This window comes from Amycolatopsis sp. NPDC021455 (genome assembly GCF_040640995.1).
Lineage (GTDB): Bacteria > Actinomycetota > Actinomycetes > Mycobacteriales > Pseudonocardiaceae > Amycolatopsis.
This window is the reverse complement of the sequence record NZ_JBFACT010000002.1, coordinates 318,987-343,971: the sequence shown is the minus strand read 5'-3', so window position 1 is coordinate 343,971 and position 24,985 is coordinate 318,987. Positions and strand designations below refer to the sequence as shown.

Here is a 24,985-nt window from a genome sequence, read left to right as displayed (position 1 = left end):
GATGGTTTTGGAGCACGTGTTCTGTTACCGTCGCGGCATGCCCCGTCCCCGCGTCCACGACCTCGACGCGCTGCTCGACGTCGCCGAGCGGCTCGTCGCCTCCTCGACGGATGTCACGGTGCGTGGCTTGGCGGCGGCCGCAGGCGTTCCGAACGGGACCATTTATCACGCGTTCGGGTCGCTGAGCGCGTTGCTGGCCCAGGTCTGGCTGCGCGCGGCGACCGCGTTCCTCGACCTGCAGACAGCGTTGGTGGATCAGGCCGCGTCGCCGGTGGAAGCCGTCGTCGCGGCGGCGGACACGCCCGCGGTGTTCGCCTCCCTGCGTCCCGACGGGGCGCGGATGCTGCTGGCCGTGAAGGGCGATCGGCTCTTCGGGCCCGAGCTGCCCGAAGAGCTGGCGGACGCGCTGCACGCGGTGGACAAGCGGCTGGTCGCGCTGCTGGTCCGGCTCGCCCGGCAGCTGTGGGACCGCGGCGACGGCCTGGCCGTCGAGGTGATCACGACGTGCGTCGTCGACCTGCCGACCGCGTTCTTCCGGCGCGACCTCACCGACCCCCTGGTGCGGGAAAGGCTGGCCGCCGCCGTGCGGGCCGTGCTGACCGTGCCCCCGCGAGAAAAGGACCGGCCGTGACCGTACTTCACCTGGGCGACGACGAGAACCGCTTCTCGCCGGCGTGGCTGCAGCGCGTGCACTCCACTTTGGACGGAGTGGACGACGTGCTGGTGACCACCGGCGGCGGCAAGTTCTATTCGAACGGCCTGGACCTCGAATGGCTGACGGCCCACGGCGACCGGGCGCCGGAGTACGTGGCGGACGTGCAGGAGCTGTTCGCGCGGGTGCTGACGCTGCCGGTCCCGACGGTCGCGGCGATCAACGGCCACGCGTTCGGCGCGGGCGCGATGCTGGCGATGGCGCACGACTTCCGCGTGATGCGGTCCGACCGCGGTTACTTCTGCTTCCCGGAGGCGGACATCAACATCCCGTTCACGCCGGGGATGGCGGCGCTGATCCAGGGCAAGCTGACACCGTCCGCGGCGATCGCGTCGATGACCACGGGACGGCGTTTCGGCGGTCCGGACGCGCTGGCGATCGGGCTGGTGGACGAGATCGCGGCCGAGGGCGAAGTGGTCGAGGTGGCTCGCGGGCGGGCACAGGCGCTGGCGGGCAAGGACCGCGGCACGCTGGGCGCGATCAAGGCGACCATGTTCGCCCCGGCCGTGGCGGCACTGCGGGCGGGGTAGGCGTCGATCAGCATCGGCTCTTTCACGGAGGACATCCGGCGGGCAAGGTCGTGCTCACGCCCTGAAGCCGCGCTCCTTCAGCCGCTTGATCCGGTCGATGTGGGCCGGGTGGCCGGCCAGCAGCCGCGCCCACAGCCGCCGCTCGTCGCCGCGGTTCGCCCTGATCCACTCCTTGAGCAGCGCGATCAGCTCCGGGCCGTAGCCGAGCCGCGCGGCCATCAGGTCGGCCCGGTACTCGCCGAGCCGTTTCGACCAGGCCAGCACCGGGCCGAGCAGCGGGGCCAGCAGCAGCCACGGGTCGAGGAAGGCCAGGGCGGTGAGGATGCCCAGCGTCAGCAGCACGGTCACGAGCACGGCCACCGACCGCCCGAAGGAGGCGAACGCGCGGCCGACGTAGGGCACGGCCAGCGCCAGCCACCGGACGAGCCGGGCGAGGATCCGCGCCGGCAGCTCCAGCCACCAGAAGAACAGCGAAAACCGGGTGTGGCCGGCGAGGTGGTGGCCGAGTTCGTGCGCCAGGATCGCCGCCAGCCCCGGCGGCGGGAGGTCGAGCGCGGTCCGCGTCACCGCGACCGTCCGGCCGCCCGCCGCGAACGCGTTCAGCTCGCGCGACCGGTCCACCCACAGCCGGTAGCGGCCGCCGTCCACGCCCGCCGCCTCGCACACGTCCTGCCAGCAGGGGGTGAGCCGCGCCAGCTCCCGCGTGGTCGGCGACCGCATGCCGAACAGCAGCGGCAACAGGAAGTGCTCGAAGGCGGGCACGAAGGTGATCCCGCCGGCCACCACCCAGCCGGCCGGCACCACCCAGAACCACGCGGGCCAGACGAGCTTCCCCAGCAGGGCGAGCACCAGCAGGCCGCCGGCGACGACGGGAACCGCGAGCACGACGGCCAGCACGGCGGAGACGTCGGGCCACGACCGCCGCCGCTCGACCTCGCCCACGTCCGCTCCCCCGCACCCGGTGCCCGACAGCAGAACCACCTTGGCCCGCGGCGAACCGGAGCACAACGCCCCTCAACCGAACGGCGGCGCCTCAGCGGAAGGCGCCGGCGTGCGCCTCGGCCCACTCGGCGAAGGTGCGGGCGGGGCGCCCGGTCACTTCGGGGACCGCGGGGTACACCGTCGCCTCGTCGAGGGTCCCCTCGACGTAGAAGTTCCAAAACGCGTCGACGTACTCGCGCGGCATGCTCGCCTCGAGCTCCGCGCGCGTCTCGTCGTTCGACAGTTCCGCTGCCCGGAGGTCCCGGCCCAGCACGGAAGCCAGCACGGCGACCTGCTCCGCGGGCCGCATCGCGACCGGCCCGGTCAGTTCGTGGATCCGTCCCTCGTGGCCGCCGGCCAGGGCGAGAGCCGCCACCGCCGCGATGTCGGCCGGGTCCACGCAGGCGGCCGCGACGGTGGGGAACTGCACGCGGACGGTGTCGCCCTCACGCAGTTGCGGCAGCCAGCGCAGGGCGTTCGACATGAACGCCCGCGGCCGCAGGAACGTCCAGTCCAGCCCCGACTCGCGCACCGCCCGTTCGGCCAGCGTCATGTACCGCGAGACCGCGTTGTCCAGGTTCTCGAGGGCGGCGGAACCGCCGGACAGCAGCACGATCCGCCGCACGCCCGCGTCTCGCGCCCTGGCCAGCATGCCCGGCATGTCCTCGTAGCCGGGCAGCAGGAAGACCCCTTCGACGCCCTTGAGCGCGTCGTCGAGGGTGCCGTGATCGTTGAGGTCGCCCACGGCGGCCTCGGCGCCTTGCGGCAGTTCGGCGTCCGGCCGGCGCACCAGCGCCCGGACCGGCGCCCCCGCCCCGGCGAGCGCCGAAACCACTTCCGCGCCGACGTTGCCGGTGGCGCCGGTGACCAGGAACATCGCTCCACCCCCAGAGTGTCGTTCCGGGCCAGCCTAGCGCCACCGGCCGCCGTCACGCCTGGGCCTGAGCCTCGATGTCTTCGAACTCGACGACCTGGCGCACCTCGACCTCGATCTCCATGTCGAACAGCTCGACGTACCGCTTGGCGAACTCGACGGCCTCGGCCCGGTCCGCCGCGTTGATCAGCGCGAACCCGCCGATGACCTCCTTGGCCTCGGCGAACGGGCCGTCGGTGACGCGGATCGCCGCGCCGCGGGGCTTGCGGACCAGCGAGCCCTTGTCCGTCTTGTGCACGCCCTCCGCGGTGATCAGGATCCCCTTCTCCGCCGACTCCTGGATGAACCCGCCCATCTTCTCGATGAACTCCGGGCTCGGGTTCCACGCCTCGGGGTCGTTCTCGTCGATCCGGTGCATCATGAGGAAACGCATGGTCTGCTCCCTGGTTTTCCGACCGGGGTCCGGTTCTGTTCCGGACGCGGTGACCGGCCTTCACCCCCGCGTCGATCGGCCGCGCGCGGCTCTCGACATTTCTCCGGGACATTTTCCCGAGCGGAGTATTGTGACGCGCGTCACCTCGAAGGGAAGGTTCCGGAATGGCTGTCCTGCTCGCTATCGGCACGCGCAAGGGTCTGTGGCTGGCGACCGGCACGGACGACCGGACGAGCTGGGAGGTGACCGGCCCGCACCACCCCATGACCGACGTCTACGCGGTCGGCATCGACACGCGCCGCGCCACGCCCCGGGTGCTGGCCGGGATCACCAGCGAGCACTTCGGGCCGGGCGTGGCCACCAGCGACGACCTGGGCGCGACCTGGGCCGAACCCGACCACGCCCCGATCGCGTTCCCCGCGGACACCGGCGAATCGCTCGTCCGGGCGTGGCAGCTCGTCCCCGGCCCGGCGAGCGAGCCGGACGTCGTCTACGCGGGCACCGAGCCGTCCGCGCTGTTCCGTTCGACCGACGGCGGCCGCACCTACGAGCTGGTCCGTGGCCTGTGGGACCACCCGCACCGGGAGCACTGGACGCCCGGGGGCGGCGGCAAGGCCATCCACACCGTGCTCCCCCACCCGAGCGAGCCCGGCCGGATCACCGTGGCGATGTCGACCGGCGGCGTCTACCGCTCCGAAGACGGCGGTGAGTCCTGGCAGGCGAGCAACACCGGCATCAAGGCCGTCCACGTGCCCGACCCGTACCCCGAATACGGCCAGTGCGTGCACAAGGTCGCCCGCCACCCGGCCGAGCCGGACCGCCTGTTCGCGCAGGTCCACCACGGCGTCTACCGCAGCGACGACGCCGGCGCGACCTGGCAGTCCATCGCCGACGGCCTGCCCAGCGACTTCGGCTTCCCGATGGTCGTCCACCCCCACCGGCCCGAGGTGATCTACACGTTCCCGCTGGTCGCGGACGCGATGCGGTTCCCGCCGGAGGGCCGGTGCCGGGTGTACCGCAGCGAGGACGCCGGTAAGTCGTGGGAGGCGCTGGGGCCGGGCCTGCCGGACGGGTACTGGGCCGGCGTCATGCGGGACGCGATGTGCACCGACGACGCCGACCCGGCCGGGGTGTACTTCGGCTCGCGGACCGGTGACGTCTACGCCAGCCGGGACGACGGCGACAGCTGGCAGCTCGTCGCCGCGCACCTGCCCGACGTGCTGTGCGTCCGCGCCGCGAGGGTGTGAGCCGTGCGGATCACCGTGCTGCTGCCCGGGACGCTGCGGGACAAGGCCGGCGGCGAGTCCCGGCTGGACGTCGAGGTCGGCGAGCCGGCCACGCTGGGCACCCTGCTCGACGCGCTCGCGCAGCGGTACCCGGCACTGGAACGACGGCTGCGCGACGAACAGGCGGGGCTGCGCCGGTACGTCAACTTCTACGTCGACGGCGAGGAGTGCCGCCACCGCGGCGGTCCCGCGGCCGTGCTCCGCGACGCCGCCGAGGTGCAGATCATCCCGTCGGTCGCGGGAGGCTGAGCTCGTCGAACAGGCCCGCCGCCCGCCGGGCCGTCGCCGCCGCCCGGCGGCCGGTGCCGAGCAGCGCCAGGGCGAGGAGGCCGGCACCGAGCCCGGCGACCAGCCACCACACGCCGTGTCCCAGACCCGACAGTGCGACGCCCAGGGTCGTGCCGGTCTGACGTCCCGAGGACGCCAGCGAGGCGGCCAGCCCGGCCATCGAAGCCGGCATCCCGGAGACGGCGGTGTTGGTGATCGGCGGGTTGACCGTGCCGAGGAAGACGCCGAACAGCACGAAGGTCGCCAGCACCACGGGCAGCGGCGTCGCCGGGCCGAGCCACGCCGCCGCGGCGGCGCCGCCCGCCGTGAGCGCGGCTCCGGCGACGACCAGCGGCCCCCGCGGGCCGCGGGTGCCGACGAGCCGCCCGGTCCGCGGGGACAGGACGAGGACGAGCAGCCCGACCGGCAGCAGGTACAGCCCGGCCGCCAGTGCCGTCATGCCGCGGACGTCCTGGAGGTACTGGGTGGCGGTGAACAGGAAGATCCCGAACCCGCACAGGGCCAGCAGTGCCATGAGGATCGCCGAGCTGAAGGCGATGCTGCGGAACAGGCGCAGCTCCAGCAGCGGGTCGGCGCGGCGGGGTTCGCAGGCCAGGAGCCCGAGCACGCCGAGCCCGGCGAGGGCGAGCAGGCCGAGGATCTCCGGCGACGTCCAGCCCAGCGAGCGCGCTTCGATGAGGGCGTAGACGACGCTGCCGAGCACGACGACCACGAGCACCTGTCCCACGGGGTCGAACCGGCGGGCCCGCGGCGCGCGGGACTCGGGCACGAACAGCGCGGTGGCGACCAGCGCGGCGGCGATGATCGGGACGTTGACCCAGAAGACGGCCCGCCAGCCGAAGGCGTCGACCAGCACGCCGCCGAGGATCGGCCCGAGCGCCAGCGCCAAGCCGGACATCGAGCCGAACACGCCGATCGCGCGGGCGCGTTCGGCCGGGACGGGGAAGGTGGTGGCGACGATGGCCATCGCGACCGGGTTCAGCATGGTGCCGCCGGCGGCCTGCACGGCGCGCGCCGCGATCAGCCAGCCGATGCCCGGAGCCAGGCTGCACAGCAGTGACCCGAGGCCGAAGAGGGCCAGGCCGCACTGGAAGACGCGCTTGCGGCCGAACCGGTCGGCGGCCGACCCGGCGAGCACGAGGAACCCGGCCAGCACCAGCGTGTAGGCGTCGACCGTCCACTGCAGACCGGAGACGGACGCGCCCAGGTCGCGGCGGATCGACGGCAGCGCGACGGTGACGATGGAGATGTCCATCACCACGACGACGATGCTGGCGCAGCAGATCGCGAGCACGAGCGCCGGGCGGCGCGAAGTCGGAACGTTCATGGATCCGACGCTAGGATTTAGAGCGTGCTCGAAGTCAAGCCGATCCCCGCGGAGGGGCTGACGATCGCGGACGCGGCCCGCCGCACCGGAGTCAGCGCGCACACGCTGCGCTACTACGAACGAGCGGGCCTGGTGGTGACCCGGGTCGACCGCACCAGCGGCGGCCGGCGCCGGTACCGGCAGCTGGACCTGGACTGGATCAAGATCTGCACCAAGCTGCGGGCCACGGGCATGCCGATCAAGACGATCCGCCGGTACGCGGACCTCGTCGCCGCCGGCCGCGGCAACGAGCAGGAACGGCTGGCGCTGCTGGAGGAGCACCGCGCCGACGTGCTGGCCCGGCTGGCCGAGCTGCAGGAGAACCTCGAGCTGATCGACCGCAAGATCGGCGTGTACCGCGGCCGCCTGGAAGCGGGCGACGCGGACGGCCTCTGGGCGCCGGCCGGACCACGCTGACGCGCGCGGTTGTTACGGCATCGGAGCCGGACGCGATTCCTTGGACAGAGGCTCGGTTCGGAGGTGCGGGATGACGACGACCGAGGTGGCGACGTTCTGCCCACTGTGTGTGTCCCGCTGCGGGGCCACCGCGACGGTCGAGGACGGGCGTCTGCTGGCGCTTCGCCCCCTGCCGGGCCATCCGACGGGCGGGGCGATCTGCGTCAAGGGCAAGGCGGCGCCGGAGATCGTCGCGCACCCCGACCGGCTGCCGCACCCCCTGCGCCGGACCGCCCCGAAGGGCGCGGCCGACCCGGGCTGGGAACCGCTCGGTTGGGACGAAGCACTGGCCACGATCGCCGCGCGGCTGACGGCGATCGCCGCGGAGTCGGGGCCGGAAGCGGTGGTGTTCGGCAGCGCCTCGCCGTCGACGTCGGCGATGTCGGACTCGGTCGACTGGCTGCAGCGGCTCCGGCGGGCCTTCGGCAGCCCCAACCTGCTCACCTACATGGAGCTGTGCGGCTGGGGCCGCCACCTCGCGACCACCTACACCTGGGGCGAGCCGGTGCCGGGCGCCTACCTGCCCGACCTCGACAACGCCGGCTGCGTCCTCTACTGGGGGTACAACCCGTCGGTGTCCCGGCTCGCGCACGCGACCGCGACCACGGCCGCGCTGCGGCGGGGCGCGAAGCTCGTCGTGGTCGACCCCCGCCGGGCCGGCCTGGCGAGCAAGGCGGACCAGTGGCTGCGCGTCCGCCCCGGCACGGACGCGGCGCTGGCGCTGGCGATCACGCACGTGATGATCGAGAACGGCTGGTACGACACCGGGTTCGTCGAGCGCTGGACGAACGCGTCGTGGCAGGTCCGTACCGACACCGGCGAACTGCTCGCACCCGGAACAGAACCGGGCGACGTGCCCACGCGCCGGGTGTGGGACCTGATCGCCGAGGAGTGCGCGCGGTTCGCCCCCGAGGTGGCCGAGCAGATCACCGGCGTGCCCGCCGCGCAGATCACCGCCGTGGCCCGGCTGCTCTGGGAAGCGCGCCCGCTCGCGTTCTACACGTGGAGCGGGCTCGAACAGCACAGCAACGCGACCCAGACCGTGCGGGCCATCGGCCAGCTGTACGCGCTCACGGGGTGCCTCGACGTGCCGGGCGGGAACGTCCTGTTCACGCCGGTCCCGGCCAACCCGGTCGACGGGGCACAGCTGCTTCCGCCCGGGCAGCGCGCCAAGGCCATCGGCGTCCGGGAGCGGCCGCTCGGCCCGGCGCGGTTCGAGTTCGTCACCGGCGAGGACTTCTACAAGGCGGCGTTGGACGGCGTGCCGTACCGGGCGCGGGCGCTGGTCAACTTCGGCGCCAACCTGGTGATGGCCCACGGCGACAGCGCGCGGGGCCGGGACGCGCTCGGCGCGCTCGACTTCTTCGTGCACACGGACCTGTTCCTCAGCCCGACCGCGGAGCAGGCGGACATCGTCCTGCCCGCGACGAGCGCGTGGGAAGCCGAAGCGCTGCGAATCGGGTTCGAGACCGGCCAGGACGCGCAGGCGACCGTCCAGCTGCGGCGGCCGCTGGTCACCCCGCGCGGGGAAGCGCGTCCGGACCTGCGGATCATCTTCGACCTCGCGGTCGCACTCGGCCTGGGCGAGCACTTCTTCGGCGGCGACGTCGAGGCGGCCTGGCGGTACCAGCTCGCGCCCAGCGGCGTCAGCCTCGACGAGCTGAGAGCCGCTCCGGAGGGAATCCGCCTGCCGCTGGAGACGGTTCACCGCAAGTACGAACAGCGTGGTTTCCGGACGCCGTCCGGCGTGGTCGAGCTGTACTCCGAGAGGCTGCGCGCGCAGGGGTACCCACCGCTGCCGACGTACGACGAGCCGTCGATCGGCCCGCGCTCCCGGCCGGACCTGGCGGCCCGCTACCCGCTGATCCTGACGTGCGCGAAGTCGCTGTTCTTCTGCGAAACCCAGCACCGCGAGATCCCGAGCCTGCGCAAGTCGGCCCCCGACCCCCAGGTCGAGCTGCATCCGGAGACAGCGGCGGCGCGCGGCATCACGGCCGGCGACTGGGTGCGGCTGGAGACGCCGCTGGGGAGCGTCCGCGCCCGGGCCAAGTTCAACGGCAACCTCGACCCGGGCGTGGTGTGCGGCCAGCACGGCTGGTGGCAGCCGGCGTCCGAGCTCGGCCGGCCGGGCTACCCGGCCGTCGGCGAGGGCAGCGCCAACCTCAACCTCGTGCTGAGCCAGGGACCGAGCGACCCGATCAGCGGCAGCTCACCACTGCGCGCGTCGCTCTGCGAAATCCGGCCGGAAAACGGCCTCAGCCGCAGGGAACCGTGAGCTCCCGGCCGACGGCGGTGTAGGTATTGATCGCGGTGCCGTCGCACTGGTACTGCACGAAACCCACGCCGTCGGCCACCACCTGCGGGGAACCGCCGACCACCCGGTAAATCGTCGCCGGCAACGGGATGATGGGGCCGAGCGGGAAGTTGGAGATCCGGTTCACCGCGGTCAGCGTGGTCGCGGTGGCGGTGAAACCCACGATCTGGCCGTTCACGGTGTCCCCGGGGGCCGCCGTGGCGACGCCGCCGCCGGTCATCAGGACGACGGCCGAGGCGATTACGGAAATCCGGAAGAATGGTCGCATGAATACCGTTCTAACATCGGCGCCGGGAATTGTCTGCCACCATTCGCGCACCCGGCGTGGGATGGCGGGCGGGCCATCCCACGCCGGACCGGCTCAGACGCAGACGCCGATCGCGCTCATCGAGTCGTTCGGCGACAGCTGCTGCGCGTCCAGGAAGTAGGACGGGTGGTCGTGCCGGCCCCACACCGCGCCGGTGTTCGGGTCGTAGTGCTCGTACCAGCAGAGGTCCCGGCCGGTCTTGTTCGACAGCGAGGACGCCACGTCGTTGGGCCACAGGGTGCCGCTGAAGTAGTTGATCGAGCCCGGGTTGGCCACGTAGAACGGCTTCCCCTGGAACCGGGCCGCATCCCACACGCAGATGTTGCCGTTCGGGCAGTCGGCGAGCGCGGCCTCGGCCGAAGTGGCCCCCGCGAGGCTGACGGTGGCCGCCGCGGTGACCGCGAAGAGCGCGGCGCCGGCCCGCCGTACGAACCTGTTCTTGTCCATGGTGACAACCCCTCTGATCAGTTACCCCTTATCGAGTCCCCCAGCCGGGACTCCTGATGATCTTGCCGGAGGACGGGTGGGATATGTCCGTTATGAGAGGTTCATCGCTTCCGGTTAACGCCGGTTCCGGCCGGTGAGCAACGTCAGGCGGTCAACCGCGCGCGCAGGGCGTCGAGCTCGGCCCCGGAAAGCCCGTTGCCGAGGAGGAAGCCCGGCATCGGCAACGACGCGATCGTCGAGGTCAGCGACGCCTCGATGGTGGTGCCGCGCGCGGCGAGCAGCTCGGTCACGAGAGTGAGCTGGTCACGGGACCCGAGTTCGTCGTACCGCTGCTTCATCCGGGGATAGGTCAGCAGGTAGTCGGCGACGATCTCCTCCGGCGCCGCCCCGGCCAGGGTGAGCAGGACGAGAGCCAGCAACCCGGTCCGGTCCTTTCCGCCGGCGCAGTGGAACACGACACATCCCGGAGCGGCGTTGGCGATGGCGCGCACGGCGGAGACGATCCGCTCTGGGTGTTCGAGCAGCATGGCCGGGTAGCAGAGCGGCGAGCCCAAGCCGTCGATCCCCATCCAGTGCTCGTAAAACGGCGTACCGACGGGGTCGAGCGGCACCCGCACGGTGGTGATCCCGTCCGGCCGCGCCACGAGGTCCGGCTCGCCCTCGCCGGCATCGCGCAGATCCACGACGGTCCGGACCCCGTAAGCCCAGGCGGCGGCCCACCCGGCGGCGGTCAACCGGGTGGGCGCCTCCATCCGGACCACCGCCCGCGGCCTGATCCGGCCCAGCCCCCCGAGATCCCGGACGTTGACGCAGCCGTCCCAGTTCAGCTCCCTGCCACCCATCCCCCCAACCTACGGGGCGGCCAGCGCCTCGGTGGGAGTCATCCGGGACGCGCGAACCGCCGGATACAGCCCCGCCAGCACGCCGATCGCCAGCGCGGACCCCGCACCGCCCGCCAGCGCGGCCGGCGGGATCACCGCGGGCCAGCCCTGGGCCACCGCGTAACTCCCGGCGCCCAGCACGCCGAGCGTGACGCCGGCGAGGCCGCCGAGCAGGCACAACACCACCGACTCCGCGAGGAACTGGCCCCGGATCTGGCCTCGCGTGCTCCCCAGCGCCCGGCGCAGGCCGATCTCCCGTTTGCGCTCCAGCACCGAAATCACCATCGTGTTGGCGACGCCCACGCCGCCGACCAGCAGCGCCACCCCGGCCAGGCCGAGGAACAGCCCGGAGAACGCCGTCTCGGTGAGCCGCTTGGCCGCCAGGGCGTCCGAAGGCCGGCTGACCTCGATGCGGGCCGGGTTTTCCGGGAACAGCGTGGCCGCCAGGACCCGGCGCACGTTCTCCACCTCGGGCTCGGCCGACCGCACGAAGACGGTCGTCGGGTGCCCGTCGAAGCCCAGCCACTGGCGGGCCGCGCCCCAGCCGACCAGCACGGACCGCTCGACGTCCGGGGCGAGCGGTGCGGGCGCCAGGATGCCCGACACCACGAACCACCGGTCGCCGATCCACACCGTCGGCGCCCGCGCGCCGATCTCGGTGATGCCGAGCCGGGTCGCGGCCTTGTCCCCCAGCACCACCACCGGCAAGGCGGACGTGCTCTCGGTGAGGTAGCGGCCGGACGAGACCTTCGCGCCGATCGCCGGCAGCAGGTCCGGCCGCGCCGCGAGCACGGTCAGGCCCGACCCCTGATCGGACGGGATGAGGTCGGTGCGCCGGACGCTCGCGTGCGTGTTGGCGACCGCGCTGGCCCGCTGCACCGGCCCGATCCGCGCCGCCATCTCCGCGGCGGCCTCCGGCACCGGCGGCAGCTGCTGCGTCACCGAGTCGATCGTCACCTGGGCCCGCAGCAGGTTCGTGCCCAGTTCGGACAGCTGCCGGTCCAGGGCCACCCGGCTCGACGCCGGGATGCCCGACACCACGATGATCGTCGCGATCCCGATCGAAATGCCCAGCGCCGACAGCACCGCGCGCACCGGGCGGCTGCGCAACCCGGACAGCCCGAGCGCCAGCACGTCGGCGGGCCCGAGCCGGACCGGCGCGGTCACGACAGGACCCCGTTCAGCTGCCGGGAATCCGTGCGGACCCGGCCGTCGCGCAGCTCGATCCGGCGAGGCAGCGAAGCCGCGATCTCGCGGTCGTGGGTGATGACGGCGATGGTCGCGCCCGCCTGGTTGAGGGTGCGGAGCAGTTCGAGGATGGTGTGGCCGGTCGCGGTGTCGAGGGCGCCGGTCGGTTCGTCCGCCAGCACGATCGCGGGGTCGCGGGCCAGGGCGCGGGCGATGGCGACGCGCTGGCGTTCGCCGCCGGACAGCTCGTGGGGACGGTGCCCGGTCCGGTGGCCGAGACCGACGCGGTCCAGGGCTTCGGTGGCCAGCGCGCGGCGACGGCGTCGCGGCACCCCCGCATAGAGCATCCCGGTCATCACGTTCTCCGCCGCCGACAACCCGTCGGACAGGTGGAACTGCTGGAACACGAAGCCGATCCGCCGGGCCCGCAGCGCGGACAGGCCGCGGTCGGACAGCCGCGAAACGTCCTGGCCGTCGACTTCGAGGGTGCCGCCGCTCGGCCGGTCGAGCGTGCCCATCAGGTGCAGCAGGGTCGACTTGCCGGAACCGGACGGGCCGGCGATGGCCAGCAGTTCGCCCGGCCACACCGACAACGACACGCCGTCGAGCGCGCGCACGCCACCGGCGTAGACCTTGCTGACGTCGCGCAACGACAGCACCGGCGTCATGAAGCCCTCACCACGCGCAGGCCTTCGGTCAGGCCGGCGCCGCTGACCTCGACGAGGTCTCCGGCGAACATCCCGGTCCGCACGGCGACGAGCCGGGTGCCGCCGTGTTCGACGACCTGCACGGCATACCCGCCTTCGCCGAGCGCGAGCAACGCCGTGACCGGCACGGCCAGCACCCCGGTCCGGCTCTGGCCGGCGAGCTTCACCTGCACCTGCCCCGAATCCACCGCGGCCGCCGCGTTCTGGTCGTCGATGGTGATGGTCACGATCTGCTTGGGCGTCCCGCTGTCCGAGCCCTGGCCCGCGGGTGCCGGGGCGAGGGTGGTCACCGCGCCCGTGGTCTGCGCGCCGCCCGGCAGCACCAGCGAGACCTTGGTGCCGGGTTTCGCGGCGGCGACGTCGATCTGCGCCGGGTCGATCTGCGCGGTGACCGACTTGCCGACGCCGGTGTAGCCGAACAGTTCCCCGGCCGCCGGCGCGCCGGGCTGGGCCTTCAGCGCGTCGATCCGGATGGCGGACGGCAGGACCACGGCGTCACCGACGTCGAGGAAGCCGGTCTCGTCCATGCCGTTCGCCTTCTGCCAGCGTTTCAGCGCGGCTTCGGTGTCGGCGGTGAACTTGTCGCTCTTGCCGTCGAGGCGGTACCCGAACGCGCGCAGGTTGGTCAGCAGCTCCCGCACGTCCGGGCCGGGCGTCACGGTGACGTCCAGCTTGCGGTACAACGGCGTGCTGCCGAGCAGCAGCGGCACCGGTTTGGCGTCCACTGTGTACAGTTTCTTGCCCGCGCCGATCACCGTGCCAGGGGCGGGCAGCCAGGTCAGCGTGCCCGCCCGGCGGCCGGTGAACGTCACCGGCTGGCCGTAGCCGATGGTTCCGCCGACGGTGACGGACGTGCTGAGGTCGGTCTTGCGGACCTCCACCGTGTCCGCGGCCGCCGGTGCGGCCGGGGGCGGCGCGGACGGCGGTTCGGCGAGCCTGCTGTACACGAGCACCCCGCCCGCGCCGGCGACCAGCAGCGCGGCCAGCGCGGGCACCAGCCACTTCTTCATCGGCCCCCGCCGGAGGACAGTTCCTTCTCGCACCGGGGAGTCAGGTCGAGGCCCTTGGAGATCGAGTCCGGGTCGTTGTTCTTGCCGCCGAACTCGATCGCGGTCCGGTCGTCGCCCGGTTTGACCGGCGACTCCTCGACGAGCCGCACGCCCTTGGCACGCAGGCACAGCACCATCTTGTGCAGGAAGTCCGCGGCCTGCGGGTTGGCGGTGTCGTACTCCCACGGCGGCAACGGCTTCTTGCCGATGCAGGCGGCTTCGGCCGCGGCCTCCTTCGCGGGGTCCGGCCGGCCAGGCGCGACTCCGACCCCCGAACCCGTTCCCGTTCCCGTTCCCTTCTGGGGCAGGCCGTTCTCGCCCAGGCATCGGTTGTAGGTCTCGTAGAGCTGGTCGGTCTCTTCCGGCGTCATGTCCAGCCGCTCCCGCGGCCGCGCCGCCTCGGGGCTCCCGGTCGACGCCGAGGACGGCGCCGAGGTGGCCTGGGAGGTCTGGAGGGTGGCCACCTTCTGCTCCGGAGGCGGCGGCGTCGAGCAACCGCCGGCGATCACGAGCGCGGTGAGCACGGCGAGGTACCGCAGGGATTTCATGCCGGTGAGAATGCCCGGAAAATGTGAAGGACCTGTTGTGACGGGATTCAGGTTCCTTCTCCCGGCAGCCGGAGGGTGAACGTCGTTCCCGCGCCGACGACGCTGGTCACCGTCACGGTCCCGCCGTGCGCCTCGACCAGGTGCTTCACGATCGCCAGTCCCAGTCCACGGCCGCCGGTGGCCCGGCTGCGGGACCGGTCCGCCCGCCAGAACCGGTCGAACACGTGCGGCAGGTCTTCCGGGGCGATGCCGGCTCCGGTGTCGCCGACCTGCAGCACCACCTCGTCGTTTTCCCGCAGCCCGCGCAGCACGATCCGGCCGTCCGGCGGCGTGTGCGCGATCGCGTTGACCACCAGGTTGCCCACGGCCTGCCGCAGCCGGACCGGATCGGCGGTCAGCTGCAACACCCCGGACGTCTCCACTTCCAGGTCCCTCGGGTGCGCCGCGGCGACCTGCCGGAGCAGCTCGCCGGCGTCCACGGGCTCCGGCCGCAGGCGGAACTCGCCCGCGTCCGCGGACGCCAGTTCCTGCAGGTCGTCGACCAGCTGCTGGAGCACGAGCGTCTCCTCCAGCAGGGATTCGACCAGCTCCGGGTCCAGGTCCGCGACGCCGTCCTGCGCGGCGACGAGCCAGCCGCGGATGGTGCCCAGCGGGGTGCGCAGCTCGTGCGACACGTCGCTGACCAGGTCCTTACGCTGCTTTTCGGTGCGCGCGAGGTGTTCGGACATCTGGTTGAACGCCTCGGCCAGCTCCGCGATCTCCCAGCGCGCCGACACCTCGGCCCGGGCCGAGCGGTCGCCGGCCCGCATCCGCTGGGTCGCGGCGGTCAGCACCCGCACCGGCCGGAGCACGCGCCCCGCGAGCAGGATGCTGACCCCGACGGTCAGCACGAGGATCACCAGCGCCGCGGCGAAGATCCGGACCGCCCCGGCGGCGGGCAGCCCGACCACGGTCGGGGCGTCCGGCGGCGCGCTGACGAACAGCAGGGCCGCCGGCGCGACGTACGACGTGAGCTGGATCCGCCTGCTCGCGCCGAGGCAGTCGAAGAACACCTGCCGGTCGGCGCCCGCTTCGGCCGGCTTGAACCCGCCGTCGGCGGCCAGGACCACGCCGTAGGGCCGCTTCCCGCGGTCCTTCAGGCATTTGCCCAGGTAGTCGTCGAGCACCTGCAGCGCGAGCTTCTCGGTCACGGCCGGGGCGGCCGTGTCCGCGTCGCAGCGATCGGGCCGGCTCGTCCGGGCGTAGGACCGGCCGCTCTCGGTCACGGCGATCTCGGCGGGCTGCCCGTCCGCGGCCAGGCAGGCCACCTGTTTCTCCGCGACCGCCCGCACCTCGTCCCGTTCCTGCGGCAGCAGCCGGAACGGCCCCACCGCCCGCGGGTCGATGCGGTCGTCGGGCGCCTTCGGCGCCAGCGTCACGTCGACGGCCAAGGGGTCGGCCACGGCGGAAGGATGAGCGGGCAGCGGCGGGTCGTCGGGCCCGAAAGCGCCGGCGATGGGCACCCGGTTGCCGGTGGTGAGCCCGATCCGCAGCCCGGTCTGCCTGCTCAGCTCGGCGAGGACGGGCGCGATGCCCGTCCAGCTGGGGTGGGTGGCGCCGAAGGCCAGCACGCCGTCGTAGATCCGGGTGACGCTGGCCTGGTTCTGCCCCTGCGCGGCTCGCAAGGTGCCGGTGGTGCTCTGCACGGACAGCCAAGCGGTCGCCCCGATCGAGCACACGGCGACGAGCGTCATCCCGGCGAGCAGCCGCAACCGCAGCCCGCGGCGGCGCGGTTCAGTCACCGGCACGGCCGTCGACGATCTTGTAGCCGACGCCGTAGACGGTCCGCAGGTACCGGGGCTCGGCCGGATCGGCCTCGACCTTCTTGCGCAGGTTGCGCACGTGCACGTCGATGGTCCGTCCGGTGATGAACCCGTCGAGCCCGTAGGCGTGCTCGAGCAGCTGGGCCCGGCTGAACACCTGCCCGGGCGCGGCGGTGAGGGTGGCGAGGATCCGGAACTCGGCCGGGGTGCACGCGACGAGCCGATCACCGACCCGCACTTCGTGCCGCAGCACGTCCAGCGACAGATCACCCACGCGCAACGGCGGGGCGGCGGTCCCGGTGGCGGGCCGGGTCCGCCGCAGCAGGGCCCGCACCCTGGCCATGAGCTCCCGCGGGTCGTAGGGCTTGGTGAGGTAGTCGTCGGCGCCCAGGTCGAAGCCGAGCAGCTTGTCCTCGGCCCCGGCCCGCGCGGTGACCATCAACACGGGGAGGTCGTACTCACGCCGCAGCACCCGGCAGACGTCAAGCCCGTCGACACCGGGCATCATGACGTCGAGAACGAGCAGGTCAGGCGGCTGCCGACGGACTTCGTCGATCGCCGAACGGCCGTCGGCCACGACGAGCACGGTATGCCGTTCATGGCTCAGGTAGCGGCGGACCAGCTCGGCCTGTTTGGGATCATCCTCGGCCACCAGCACATAGGCGCACACGCGCCCATCATGCCCGCCGGCCGAGCGGCGCAGCGCTGCCAGGAGTTCCGGAGTGGCGCGCCTTCTCCACCAGCCGACCCGGCAACCGCCAATGGCGGACGTGGCAGGGCAGCTCAGCGAACCGAGGCCTCGGTCTGCCTGGCGGACAGGTACGCCCGCCGGCTTCTTCGGTTACCCGGCCTCCCGGACGAGCTGCCCGATCTGAGCGACAGTAAGGCGGCGAAGCTCCCAAACCAGCTGGGCCAGCTCGGCCGACACCGGAATCCGCGGGACATCCGCCGAGGGGGTGACCCCGGAAATCGCCGCGACGATGTCGAACTCGAGCCCCAACGCGACGGCGAACGCCGCTGCCAGGCCGGGCGTCAGCTCCTTGCGGCCATGTCCGACCGCCCCCATCGTGGCCGCCGACAGGGACACGCCGGTCAGCAGGTGAAGCACTTTCGCGGACGACGTCCATCCCAGGTTCCGGACTTCGAACAGCCGGATGAGCACCGCACCGGCACCCGGCGCGTAGTGGACATGAGCCGGCGGCCCGGGAACCGGCTGGACACTGTCCTGCCGCGACAACGATCGTGCGGAACGCAGCAAGCGGCTCCGGTGTTCCGGCGGCAGGTCTTTCGCCAGTCCCGCCACGTCCACGGCTTCCCGGCCCGCCGCCGGGTCCACGGGAGCCAGATCGCCGGGCACGGGCACCCGCGCGATCACGAACAGGTCGGCGGCATGCACGACGAGCACCGGCGCCAGCCGGCGCAGCAGTGACGGCTCAGCCGGAACACTCCCCCGCAGCACCGGCTGAAGCTCCGCCGCCGGAACGCCGACCGGCAACCGGTCCAGGTCGAGGTTCCTCGACGCCGCCAGCCGACGCAGCAGTACGCCGAAGTCCGGATAGGAAGTCATCGACATCCGTTCTCGTGGCGAAGGCCGGCAACGCGACGCTCAGCCCAGCCGGCAGGGACACCACGAGGACGAACCGTACGACAGCATCATCGAAGCCCTCCCCCGGCCCGGTGTCCCCGATGGATCAGTTACGGCCCGGGAGTCCACTACACCTCCGAAAGGCTGAGGCCCCAACCCACCGTCGGAACATTCTCCGGGCTGACCGCGAAAGACCGGCAGCCGGGCGAATTCCCGGCTGCCGGTTTTCGATTTCCTGGATCAGGGGTGGTAGATCTCCTTGACCGTGGTGATCTGGTCGTCGCCGTTCACGCTGATCTGCGCGAGGATCGAATTGCCGTCCTTCAGGTGCTGCAGCAGCTGATTCTGACCGCACGGCCCGTTGCCGTAGCCCTGACCGTCGATGGTGACCGATTCGACGGGGCACAGGGTGGCCGCGCTGAACACTTTGCCACCCTTCTGCAGCGGGAGCCGGTAGGTCTTGCCGTCGAGCGGTACGTAGTGGCTGTTGTCCGGACCGCCCTCCTGGCGCGTGACCAGCTGGAAGCGGACCATCTGCACACCGGCGTCGTACCCGGTGAACTGCACCGCCTGGGTGGTGTTCGGGAACTTGCGGACCGGCGCCTGGCCGGTGCCGGCCGAAGGCCTGGTCTCCAGTTGCAGGGAGTTGTCGGGCACCCCGCAAACGACGGCGCCCTGGCTGCCGGCAGAACCCGTCTGACGGGCGCAAGTCCACTTCCCCTGGACGTCGAGGACCCGCTCACCAGGGCCTTCGGCCTGCGGCAGCTTCCGGTAGTACTCGGTGATCACGGTGAACGCCTCGGTGCAACCTGGCGTGGTGCCATCGGCGGCGGCCACCGCGATCAGGTCCATCTTCGGCCGCCCGGGCGCGCCGACCTGGCCGCCGTACTGGCTGCAGTTGACGTCGCCGCCCGACGCGGCGCCGGAACCTCCCGTGGCAGCCCCCTGGCCGCGCCCTTCCGGCACCTGCTCCGCGGCCGCCGTCGCCGTCTCGTTTTTCACCGGAGAACCATTGCCCACGACGCTGTTCCCGCTGCACGCGGAAAGCAGACTGGTGACGGCGAATGCCCCGGCAACCATGGCGATTTTGATTGTCTTCTTCGCGGTGAATTCCATCTCAGCGCCCCTCACGCAGCCTTTGTCGAAGCTTTGTGTCCGGAAGACGCCGGAAACGAAATCAGGTTGTTCACGGGTGCCCGTCAGGGCGCAGCGTTGCCCGAACGCCCAGCCCGTCCTGGCCCTACGGGCAGAATTCCGCCGGCTGCGCAACCTCCGGCGCCGACTTCAGTCGCGCCGCGACCGGACACGACCTCGAGCTGAAGCTCCTCCGCAGCCAGCAGCGGCCAGGAGCCTGGAGCCAGGCATGACTGGGCGACGCCACACAGAGGCCCTGGTGCGCCGGCCGCCTCCGAATCCAAAACGCCGAAGCGGCCTCACTCGCCGACGCACCCTTCCGCAACAGGCTCTCGTCGCGCTGCCACACTCGTCGGAAGAAGAGTATGAGGAATCCGCAGTCCCGGATACATCGACTCACGAATCGAGCAGCTTTCACGAATGATCGTCGCGGATGCTCCTACGTCCCCTGCCACAAGCGGGTGTCGAATACTGCCTCACCCGGGGGTATGCGATTGTGTCGCTATGGAAATCGAACTTGCCGATGCGGTGGCCTCGGTACGCGAAGAGCTTCTGGAGGCGGTCGCCTGGCGCGCGGACGCCGAACTGGAGTTCGTGGTGGGGCCCATAGAACTGGAGTTCTCAGTCGAGTTGCGACGCGACGCCAAAATGAAGAGCGGGTTCAAGGCGTGGGTCATCTCGGGGGACGCCGAAGGTGGGATGGCTCGCGGGAGAACACAAAAGGTGAAGGTCACGGTGACACCGCGCTCGGCCGGTGGCGGGGACCTTCTGGTCGCGGGTGACCAAGCCCGTCCGGCAGGCCCGGGTGACGTGTCGGGTCGTACGGGCCGCTGAGCGAAGAGAGATTTCGCGGGTGGAGTGGGAGCGTGTTGCCGCGGTGACCGGGCCGGACGATCGCCCGGGTTCCGGATACGTCATCGCGCCTCGGCTGGTGCTGACGTCGGCACATGTGGTGGGCGAGGTCGCTTCGTCCACGTCGGTGTTCCGGCCCGGCCGCGAGGGTACGTTCACCGCCAACGTCGTGTGGCGTGGAACCCCAGGGGGCCGGGACGACGCGGCGTTGCTCGAGGTGCACGATCCGACCTGGCCGACACTCGAACCGGGTCGGGTCTCGTGGGGCAAGACGGTGACGCACCGTCCGGGCATCGGCTGCGAGTGCTGGGGTGCGCCGACTCTGGCGCAACGCTCGGATCGTCCGGTCGAAATCGAGCAGCTGACAGGAACCCTTAATCCGGGCGACCGGATCGTCGGCGACCAGTACGTGATGAAGCTGCGGGGTCACCCGCCGGAAGGCACGTCGCCCTGGGGCGGCCTGTCAGGCGCGGCACTGTTCTGCGACGGTCTGCTGACCGGGGTCGTCACGGCCGATCTGCAGGACCGGGCGCACGCCGCGCTCGAGGCGGTGCCCGTGTCCCTGCTGCTGCGCGACCCGGGCTTCACCAAAATCGTGACAGCGCATGACGAACTCGCTTTCGTCGAATGTCACGCGATCGAACTGCGACCGCTGACCGACGCTCCCGCCAGGGCTGTATACGGGGGGCTGGTCACGTCTCCCGCGGGGCTGTTGCCGGCGCGACGCGCAGTTGTCCCTTTCCGCGGCCGCGAAGAAGTCCTCGCCAGGCTGAAGGCGTGGGCGAGCCGACCGGGACCGGGGACGTGGCTGTTGCACGGTCCGGGCGGTCAGGGCAAAACCCGCCTGGCCCACCGGCTGGGCGAAGACCTCGCCCGAGACGGGTGGTCCACCATTTGGCTGGACCCGGGTATCACGGCGCAGCAACTCCAAGTGTTGGCCGACGTCCGGACTCCGACCTTGGTGGTGGTCGACTACGCCGAAGGCCGGGCCTCGCAGCTGGCGCCGCTGGCCGATGTGCTGACGCAGCGTGCCAACCCGGTCCCGGTGAAGGTCCTGATGCTCGCACGGACCGCAGGAGCATGGTGGAGTCAGCTACCTGCCGAGGGGGAGTCGCTGCGTGATCTCGCGGAGACAACCTCTGTGACTGCACTGCCGGTCTTGGACGACACAGACGGCGCACGCCGAGACAGCTATCGGGCGGCATTGACTGCGTTCTCGGCCACGATCTCCCGGATCCCCGACCTCGACACCAACGCCTGGCGGACCGCTGCGGCCACGCTCGCGGCGCAGCCGGCGCCGAACATCCGGGGTCGTACGGTCTTGGCCGTCCAGATGACCGCTCTCGCCGACCTGCTGGACGCGACGACGCCGGGACGGCCACCCGCTGACGCAGCGCGGGGACCCGAGGATCGGCTGCTCGACCACGAACGCGGCTACTGGCGAAAAACCGCCGTCGCTCACGGACTGCTCCACTGTGCGTCGTCGGGGATGCTGGACGATGTTGTCGCCGCTGCGACGCTGCTCGCCCCGCGGACCGTCGAAGAACTCGATGGGCTGCTGACCGGCATTTCGGCGGTCGCCGACCTGGGTCGCGACCGCCGCGAAGCTCTCCGTGTGTGGTTGCTGCACCTGTACCCCATGACCAGTGAAGGTGGTTTCGAGGGGTTGGCGCCCGATCGGCTCGCGGAACGGCACATCGGCCGGCTGCTGCTGGACACAACGAGGGCCTGCTTGCTCACGGCCCTTGCCGCAACATCGGGCGAAGAGCAAGTTCAGCGCATGCTCACCGTGGCTGTTCGCGCGGCCGCGCACACCGTCTTCGGGACGCAGGTCGCCCGTGCGGTCACCGCGCTGTGTGTGAAGTCCCCGGCGATGCTGCTGGCGGCACTCGATGTCGCGCATCAGGTCGAAGCCCCGGCACCGCTCCTACGCGCTCTCGAGGAGGTCGCCGCCGATCCCGCAACGGACCGAGGTCTCCTTTGGAAAATGTCATCCCTGTTCCCGCTGCAGAGCATGGTGCTCGGCGACGTCGCCGTCTCGGTTCACCGCGCCCTGGTCGAACGACAACGGACCATCCCTCTGGACGATGAGTTCGAATTCCACCTCGAAGGCCTGGCTACGGCCTTGAACAATCTTTCGGTTCGGCTCGGCTATCTCGGGCATCACGAAGAGAGCCTCGGCTCCATTGTCGAAGCCGTCACAATCCGGCGAACTCTCGCCGAGTACCGGCCGAGTGTCCACCTGCCCACCCTCGCCGGCAGCTTGACCAACCTCTCGATCCGGCTGGGCAGTGTGGGGCGCGTCGACGAAGCGCTGGCCGCTGCGGAGGAGTCCCTCGAGCGCTTCAGTCGCGTGGTCAAGCAGCAACCCGACGAGCACCTCCTCGAGCTAGCCATGTGCTTGACCAACTATTCAGGTCGGCTGTGCGATACAGGGCGTATCGAGGAAGCGGTCGACGTCGCCCGCCGAGCAGTCGAATTCCACCGCCGGGCAACGGGCGACTACTCGGAGTCCTACCTCGCCTCCAGCCTGCACAGCCTTTCCCTTCGCCTCAGTGAGCTACATCAGCCGGAAGAAGCCCTGGTTCTGGCACGTGAAGCGGTCGAAATCCGACGGCGCCAAGCGGAAGGGCAACCGGACACCTACCTGCCAGGCCTCGCGGAGAGCTTGAACGGCTTGTCCGGCCGGCTGGCGGAAATGGGGCAGCTGGAAGAAGCACTGGCCGTCACCACCGAAACCGTCGAGCTCTACCGTCGACTGGCGCGCGAACAACCGGAAAGCCACCTTGTCGGGCTTGCCGCCAGCTTGCACAACCGTTCAGCGCGGTTGGGCGTCCTGGGGCGCGGCGAGGAGGGGCTCGCGGACGCCGCTGAAGCGGTCGAGATCGTTCGGCGGCTGGCAGAACGGCGCCCGGGCGCTCACTGCCAGGACCTTGTCGCCGCTTTGGAGAACCATTCCGTCAGGCTGAATGACCTGGGGCATTCCGAGGAAGCACTGGCGGCGGCCTCGGAAGCGGTCGAGCTTTGCCGCGAACTCGTGCAGGATCGACCTGACTCCCATTTGCGTCAACTGGCCCAGGTTCTGAACAAACTCGCGAGCCAGTTGCGTCAGGCGGGGCGGCTGGAAGAAGGACTGGCGGCAATCACCGAAGGGGTCGAGATCTCGCGCCGGCTGGTCCGTGAACGCCCGGACAGCGAAGTTCCCGGCCTCGCGGCCGGCTTGCACAACCTCTCGTTCGCTCTGGGCGCATCCGGGCGGGCAGCGGAAGGGCTGGTCGCGATCACCGAGGCGGTCGATCTTCGCCGCCGGCTGGCCGAACGACTGCCCGACGTGTACCTGGCCGATCTCGCATCCAGTCTCAACAGCCGCTCCGTGCGGCTCAGAGAACTGGACTGTCACGAGGAGGCGCTCGTCGCGAGCACCGAGGCCGTCGACATCTGGCGTCGGCTGGCCGAGCATCATCCGGACGCCCATCTTCCCGACCTTGCGTCGAGCTTGAACAATCTCGGCACTCGGCATGCGCACCTGGGAAGACTCGACGAAGCATTGGACATCGCCACCGAGGCGGTTGGTCTCTGGCGTCGGCTGGCCGAACGACAGCCGCGCATGTACCTTCGCGACCTCGCAAAGGCGTTGAACAATCTTTCGGTGACTCTTTCCGCAGCCGGGCATCGGGAGGAGGCCTCTACGGCGATCATCGAAGCCATCGACATCTGGCAAGGCCTGGCCGAACACCAACCGGCGACCTACCAGCGCGATCTTCTGCATTCACTTCGTGTGCTCGCCGAACGACAATCCCAAACCGACTAGCGCGGCCGGCGTCTCAGGTCAGCGGTCGAGCCACGGAGCGAGCAGCTTCTCCAGATCGGCGTCCGACAGCGCCCGCGGGCCGCCGTGGAACTCGTGCCAGCGGGCGGCGTCGCACGCCGCCGCGTACTCCACCTCGAACGCTCGCATCAGGACGTACATGAACGTCACCGAGCTGAACCGGTCACCCAGCAACGTCCGCGCCTCGCGGGCGACGTCCGTCGCGCCCGTGAAGTCCGCCAGCCTCAACGATTCCGCAGCCGGGTCCAGCAGGCTGGGGGCATACATCACGACAAACTCTCCATCACTGAAACGAAAACTCAGCCCTCGGCAGCAAGCTGCCCACAGGCGGCGGCGATCTCCTGGCCGCGCGTGTCCCGCACGGTGCAGGCTACTCCGCCCGCATTCACCAGGCGCACGAACTCCCGCTCCACCGGCTTCGGCGACGCGTCCCACTTCGAACCCGGCGTCGGGTTCAACGGGATCACGTTGACATGGACGAGCTGGCCCAGGTGCTGCCGCAGCCGGCGAGCCAGCAGCTCCGCCCGCCACGGCTGGTCGTTGATGTCCCGGATCAACGCGTACTCGATGGACACCCGACGCCCCGACGTGTCGGCGTAGTACCGGGCGGCCGATAGAACCTCGTCCACCGACCACCGGTTGTTCACCGGCACCAGCGTGTCCCGCAGCTCGTCGTCCGGCGTGTGCAACGACACCGCCAGCCGCACCTGCATCTTCTCGTCCGCCAGCTTGCGGATCGCCGGTGCCAACCCCACCGTCGACACCGTCACCGACCGCTGGCCGATCCCCAGCCCACCAGGCGCGGGATCCGTGATGCGACGCACCGCCGCCACCACCCGCTTGTAGTTCGCCAGCGGCTCGCCCATGCCCATGAAGACGATGTTCGACAGCCGTCCGGGGCCGCCCGGCATCTTGCCGTCGCGCATGACCGCCGCCGCCGAACGGACCTGGTCCACGATCTCCGCCGTCGACAGGTTGCGGTCCAGACCGCCCTGGCCCGTCGCGCAGAACGGGCACGCCATGCCGCAGCCCGCCTGGCTCGAGATGCACAGCGTCGCGCGGTCCGGGTAGCGCATCAGGACGCTCTCCAGCAGCGTGCCGTCATGCGCCCGCCACAGCGTCTTGCGCGTCGCGCCGTTGTCCGCCGCCAACGCGCGGACCTCGGTCAGCAGCGTCGGCATCAGGTCGGCGACCAAGCGATCCCGGGAAGCCGCCGGGATGTCCGTCATCTCCGCCGGGTCCACCGTCAGGCGCGAGAAGTAGTGGTTCGACAGCTGCTTCGCGCGGAACGGCTTCTCCCCCAGCTCGGCCACCGCGGCGGCGCGCTCGGCCACCGAGAGGTCGGCGAGGTGGCGCGGCGGCAGGCCGCGCTTGGGGGCGTCGAAGACGAGCGGGAGGGCAGTCATAACCCGACCA

At 71.2% G+C, this 24,985-nt stretch carries 25 protein-coding genes; 8 read left to right on the top strand and 17 right to left on the bottom strand.

The features are described from left to right. Positions 1-37: 37 nt before the first annotated feature. Complete coding sequence (locus tag AB0G28_RS04645; RefSeq protein ID WP_361082917.1) at positions 38-631, top strand: TetR/AcrR family transcriptional regulator; 594 nt, start codon at positions 38-40, stop codon at positions 629-631. Continuing rightward, positions 628-1,242 (top strand): enoyl-CoA hydratase/isomerase family protein, encoded by a 615-nt coding sequence (locus tag AB0G28_RS04640; protein ID WP_361082915.1) that lies wholly within the window; start codon positions 628-630, stop codon positions 1,240-1,242. Before AB0G28_RS04645 ends, AB0G28_RS04640 begins: the two co-directional genes overlap by 4 nt. A gap of 54 nt (positions 1,243-1,296) precedes the next feature. Here AB0G28_RS04640 and AB0G28_RS04635 read toward each other — a convergent pair whose 3' ends face one another. The 3 genes from AB0G28_RS04635 to AB0G28_RS04625 form a co-directional block, all read right to left on the bottom strand. Then, on the bottom strand, positions 1,297-2,184 hold the full coding sequence (locus AB0G28_RS04635) for a M48 family metalloprotease (RefSeq protein WP_361082913.1): 888 nt from the start codon (positions 2,182-2,184) through the stop codon (positions 1,297-1,299). A gap of 91 nt (positions 2,185-2,275) precedes the next feature. After that, entirely contained in the window at positions 2,276-3,100 is an 825-nt protein-coding gene (locus AB0G28_RS04630) for an NAD(P)H-binding protein (protein WP_361082911.1), read from the bottom strand. A gap of 52 nt (positions 3,101-3,152) precedes the next feature. Further along, a complete protein-coding gene (locus AB0G28_RS04625; RefSeq protein ID WP_361082910.1) occupies positions 3,153-3,530 on the bottom strand; it encodes a YciI family protein in 378 nt (125 codons plus the stop codon). A gap of 164 nt (positions 3,531-3,694) precedes the next feature. Here AB0G28_RS04625 and AB0G28_RS04620 point away from each other — a divergent pair, with 164 nt between their 5' ends. Both AB0G28_RS04620 and AB0G28_RS04615 read left to right on the top strand, forming a co-directional pair. After that, entirely contained in the window at positions 3,695-4,777 is a 1,083-nt protein-coding gene (locus AB0G28_RS04620) for an exo-alpha-sialidase (RefSeq protein ID WP_361082909.1), read from the top strand. Positions 4,778-4,780: 3 nt separating this feature from the next. Further along, entirely contained in the window at positions 4,781-5,065 is a 285-nt protein-coding gene (locus AB0G28_RS04615; protein WP_361082908.1) for a ubiquitin-like small modifier protein 1, read from the top strand. On the opposite strand, the gene AB0G28_RS04610 is transcribed toward AB0G28_RS04615, so the two are convergent. After that, positions 5,040-6,431 (bottom strand): MFS transporter, encoded by a 1,392-nt coding sequence (locus tag AB0G28_RS04610; RefSeq protein WP_361082906.1) that lies wholly within the window; start codon positions 6,429-6,431, stop codon positions 5,040-5,042. The two genes, AB0G28_RS04615 and AB0G28_RS04610, sit on opposite strands and share 26 nt — an antisense overlap. Before the next feature lie 24 nt (positions 6,432-6,455). Here AB0G28_RS04610 and AB0G28_RS04605 point away from each other — a divergent pair, with 24 nt between their 5' ends. Together AB0G28_RS04605 and AB0G28_RS04600 are read left to right on the top strand one after the other, a co-directional pair. Beyond that, positions 6,456-6,887 carry a MerR family transcriptional regulator gene (locus tag AB0G28_RS04605; protein ID WP_361082905.1) on the top strand — a complete coding sequence of 144 codons (432 nt, stop codon included), beginning with the start codon at positions 6,456-6,458 and terminating at the stop codon, positions 6,885-6,887. Positions 6,888-6,957: 70 nt separating this feature from the next. Continuing rightward, positions 6,958-9,201, top strand: coding sequence for a molybdopterin-dependent oxidoreductase (locus AB0G28_RS04600; protein ID WP_361082903.1), 2,244 nt, complete (start codon positions 6,958-6,960; stop codon positions 9,199-9,201). Here AB0G28_RS04600 and AB0G28_RS04595 read toward each other — a convergent pair. From AB0G28_RS04595 to AB0G28_RS04545, 11 genes are all read right to left on the bottom strand, one after another. Next, a complete protein-coding gene (locus tag AB0G28_RS04595) occupies positions 9,182-9,559 on the bottom strand; it encodes a hypothetical protein (RefSeq protein WP_361082901.1) in 378 nt (125 codons plus the stop codon). The genes AB0G28_RS04600 and AB0G28_RS04595 overlap by 20 nt on opposite strands. A gap of 42 nt (positions 9,560-9,601) precedes the next feature. Further along, entirely contained in the window at positions 9,602-9,994 is a 393-nt protein-coding gene (locus AB0G28_RS04590; RefSeq protein WP_361082899.1) for a peptidase inhibitor family I36 protein, read from the bottom strand. A gap of 143 nt (positions 9,995-10,137) precedes the next feature. Continuing rightward, positions 10,138-10,836 (bottom strand): tyrosine-protein phosphatase, encoded by a 699-nt coding sequence (locus AB0G28_RS04585; protein ID WP_361082897.1) that lies wholly within the window; start codon positions 10,834-10,836, stop codon positions 10,138-10,140. A 9-nt stretch (positions 10,837-10,845) separates the two neighbouring features. Further along, a complete protein-coding gene (locus AB0G28_RS04580; protein ID WP_361082895.1) occupies positions 10,846-12,042 on the bottom strand; it encodes an ABC transporter permease in 1,197 nt (398 codons plus the stop codon). Continuing rightward, positions 12,039-12,731 carry an ABC transporter ATP-binding protein gene (locus AB0G28_RS04575; RefSeq protein WP_361082894.1) on the bottom strand — a complete coding sequence of 231 codons (693 nt, stop codon included), beginning with the start codon at positions 12,729-12,731 and terminating at the stop codon, positions 12,039-12,041. The genes AB0G28_RS04580 and AB0G28_RS04575 overlap by 4 nt, the downstream gene beginning before the upstream one ends. Continuing rightward, positions 12,728-13,780 carry a peptidoglycan-binding protein gene (locus AB0G28_RS04570; protein WP_361082892.1) on the bottom strand — a complete coding sequence of 351 codons (1,053 nt, stop codon included), beginning with the start codon at positions 13,778-13,780 and terminating at the stop codon, positions 12,728-12,730. The genes AB0G28_RS04575 and AB0G28_RS04570 overlap by 4 nt, the downstream gene beginning before the upstream one ends. Next, entirely contained in the window at positions 13,777-14,367 is a 591-nt protein-coding gene (locus AB0G28_RS04565) for a hypothetical protein (protein WP_361082891.1), read from the bottom strand. Before AB0G28_RS04565 ends, AB0G28_RS04570 begins: the two co-directional genes overlap by 4 nt. 47 nt (positions 14,368-14,414) lie before the next feature. Further along, positions 14,415-16,148, bottom strand: a complete 1,734-nt coding sequence (locus AB0G28_RS04560; RefSeq protein ID WP_361082889.1) for an ATP-binding protein — start codon at positions 16,146-16,148, stop codon at positions 14,415-14,417. Further along, entirely contained in the window at positions 16,141-16,839 is a 699-nt protein-coding gene (locus AB0G28_RS04555; protein WP_361082887.1) for a response regulator transcription factor, read from the bottom strand. The genes AB0G28_RS04560 and AB0G28_RS04555 overlap by 8 nt, the downstream gene beginning before the upstream one ends. Positions 16,840-17,010: 171 nt before the next feature. Further along, positions 17,011-17,736, bottom strand: coding sequence for a hypothetical protein (locus AB0G28_RS04550; protein ID WP_361082886.1), 726 nt, complete (start codon positions 17,734-17,736; stop codon positions 17,011-17,013). A 258-nt stretch (positions 17,737-17,994) separates the two neighbouring features. Further along, the gene (locus AB0G28_RS04545) at positions 17,995-18,870 is read right to left on the bottom strand and encodes a hypothetical protein (protein ID WP_361082884.1); all 876 of its coding nucleotides are present in this window, start codon (positions 18,868-18,870) and stop codon (positions 17,995-17,997) included. A gap of 522 nt (positions 18,871-19,392) precedes the next feature. Between AB0G28_RS04545 and AB0G28_RS04540 the strand changes: the two genes are divergently transcribed. Together AB0G28_RS04540 and AB0G28_RS04535 are read left to right on the top strand one after the other, a co-directional pair. Continuing rightward, the gene (locus AB0G28_RS04540; protein WP_361082882.1) at positions 19,393-19,722 is read left to right on the top strand and encodes a trypco2 family protein; all 330 of its coding nucleotides are present in this window, start codon (positions 19,393-19,395) and stop codon (positions 19,720-19,722) included. A 19-nt stretch (positions 19,723-19,741) separates the two neighbouring features. Further along, entirely contained in the window at positions 19,742-23,551 is a 3,810-nt protein-coding gene (locus tag AB0G28_RS04535) for a tetratricopeptide repeat protein (RefSeq protein WP_361082881.1), read from the top strand. Positions 23,552-23,569: 18 nt separating this feature from the next. On the opposite strand, the gene AB0G28_RS04530 is transcribed toward AB0G28_RS04535, so the two are convergent. Together AB0G28_RS04530 and rlmN are read right to left on the bottom strand one after the other, a co-directional pair. Beyond that, positions 23,570-23,836 carry a hypothetical protein gene (locus AB0G28_RS04530; RefSeq protein ID WP_361083151.1) on the bottom strand — a complete coding sequence of 89 codons (267 nt, stop codon included), beginning with the start codon at positions 23,834-23,836 and terminating at the stop codon, positions 23,570-23,572. A gap of 32 nt (positions 23,837-23,868) precedes the next feature. Beyond that, positions 23,869-24,975, bottom strand: a complete 1,107-nt coding sequence (gene rlmN / locus AB0G28_RS04525) for a 23S rRNA (adenine(2503)-C(2))-methyltransferase RlmN (RefSeq protein WP_361082880.1) — start codon at positions 24,973-24,975, stop codon at positions 23,869-23,871. Between the last annotated feature and the right edge of the window lie 10 nt (positions 24,976-24,985).

Bases quoted from the DNA above. Each gene is read 5' to 3' on its own strand.
- AB0G28_RS04630 (WP_361082911.1), bottom strand. From the start codon at position 3,100: ATGTTCCTGGTCACCGGCGCCACCGGCAACGTCGGCGCGGAAGTGGTT.
- AB0G28_RS04565 (WP_361082891.1), bottom strand. From the start codon at position 14,367: ATGAAATCCCTGCGGTACCTCGCCGTGCTCACCGCGCTCGTGATCGCC.
- AB0G28_RS04620 (WP_361082909.1), top strand. From the start codon at position 3,695: ATGGCTGTCCTGCTCGCTATCGGCACGCGCAAGGGTCTGTGGCTGGCG.
- AB0G28_RS04575 (WP_361082894.1), bottom strand. From the start codon at position 12,731: ATGACGCCGGTGCTGTCGTTGCGCGACGTCAGCAAGGTCTACGCCGGT.
- AB0G28_RS04545 (WP_361082884.1), bottom strand. From the start codon at position 18,870: ATGGAATTCACCGCGAAGAAGACAATCAAAATCGCCATGGTTGCCGGG.
- AB0G28_RS04625 (WP_361082910.1), bottom strand. From the start codon at position 3,530: ATGCGTTTCCTCATGATGCACCGGATCGACGAGAACGACCCCGAGGCG.
- AB0G28_RS04610 (WP_361082906.1), bottom strand. From the start codon at position 6,431: ATGAACGTTCCGACTTCGCGCCGCCCGGCGCTCGTGCTCGCGATCTGC.
- AB0G28_RS04645 (WP_361082917.1), top strand. From the start codon at position 38: ATGCCCCGTCCCCGCGTCCACGACCTCGACGCGCTGCTCGACGTCGCC.
- AB0G28_RS04590 (WP_361082899.1), bottom strand. From the start codon at position 9,994: ATGGACAAGAACAGGTTCGTACGGCGGGCCGGCGCCGCGCTCTTCGCG.
- AB0G28_RS04600 (WP_361082903.1), top strand. From the start codon at position 6,958: ATGACGACGACCGAGGTGGCGACGTTCTGCCCACTGTGTGTGTCCCGC.
- AB0G28_RS04550 (WP_361082886.1), bottom strand. From the start codon at position 17,736: ATGACTTCCTATCCGGACTTCGGCGTACTGCTGCGTCGGCTGGCGGCG.
- rlmN (WP_361082880.1), bottom strand. From the start codon at position 24,975: ATGACTGCCCTCCCGCTCGTCTTCGACGCCCCCAAGCGCGGCCTGCCG.
- AB0G28_RS04540 (WP_361082882.1), top strand. From the start codon at position 19,393: ATGGAAATCGAACTTGCCGATGCGGTGGCCTCGGTACGCGAAGAGCTT.
- AB0G28_RS04530 (WP_361083151.1), bottom strand. From the start codon at position 23,836: ATGTATGCCCCCAGCCTGCTGGACCCGGCTGCGGAATCGTTGAGGCTG.
- AB0G28_RS04570 (WP_361082892.1), bottom strand. From the start codon at position 13,780: ATGAAGAAGTGGCTGGTGCCCGCGCTGGCCGCGCTGCTGGTCGCCGGC.
- AB0G28_RS04585 (WP_361082897.1), bottom strand. From the start codon at position 10,836: ATGGGTGGCAGGGAGCTGAACTGGGACGGCTGCGTCAACGTCCGGGAT.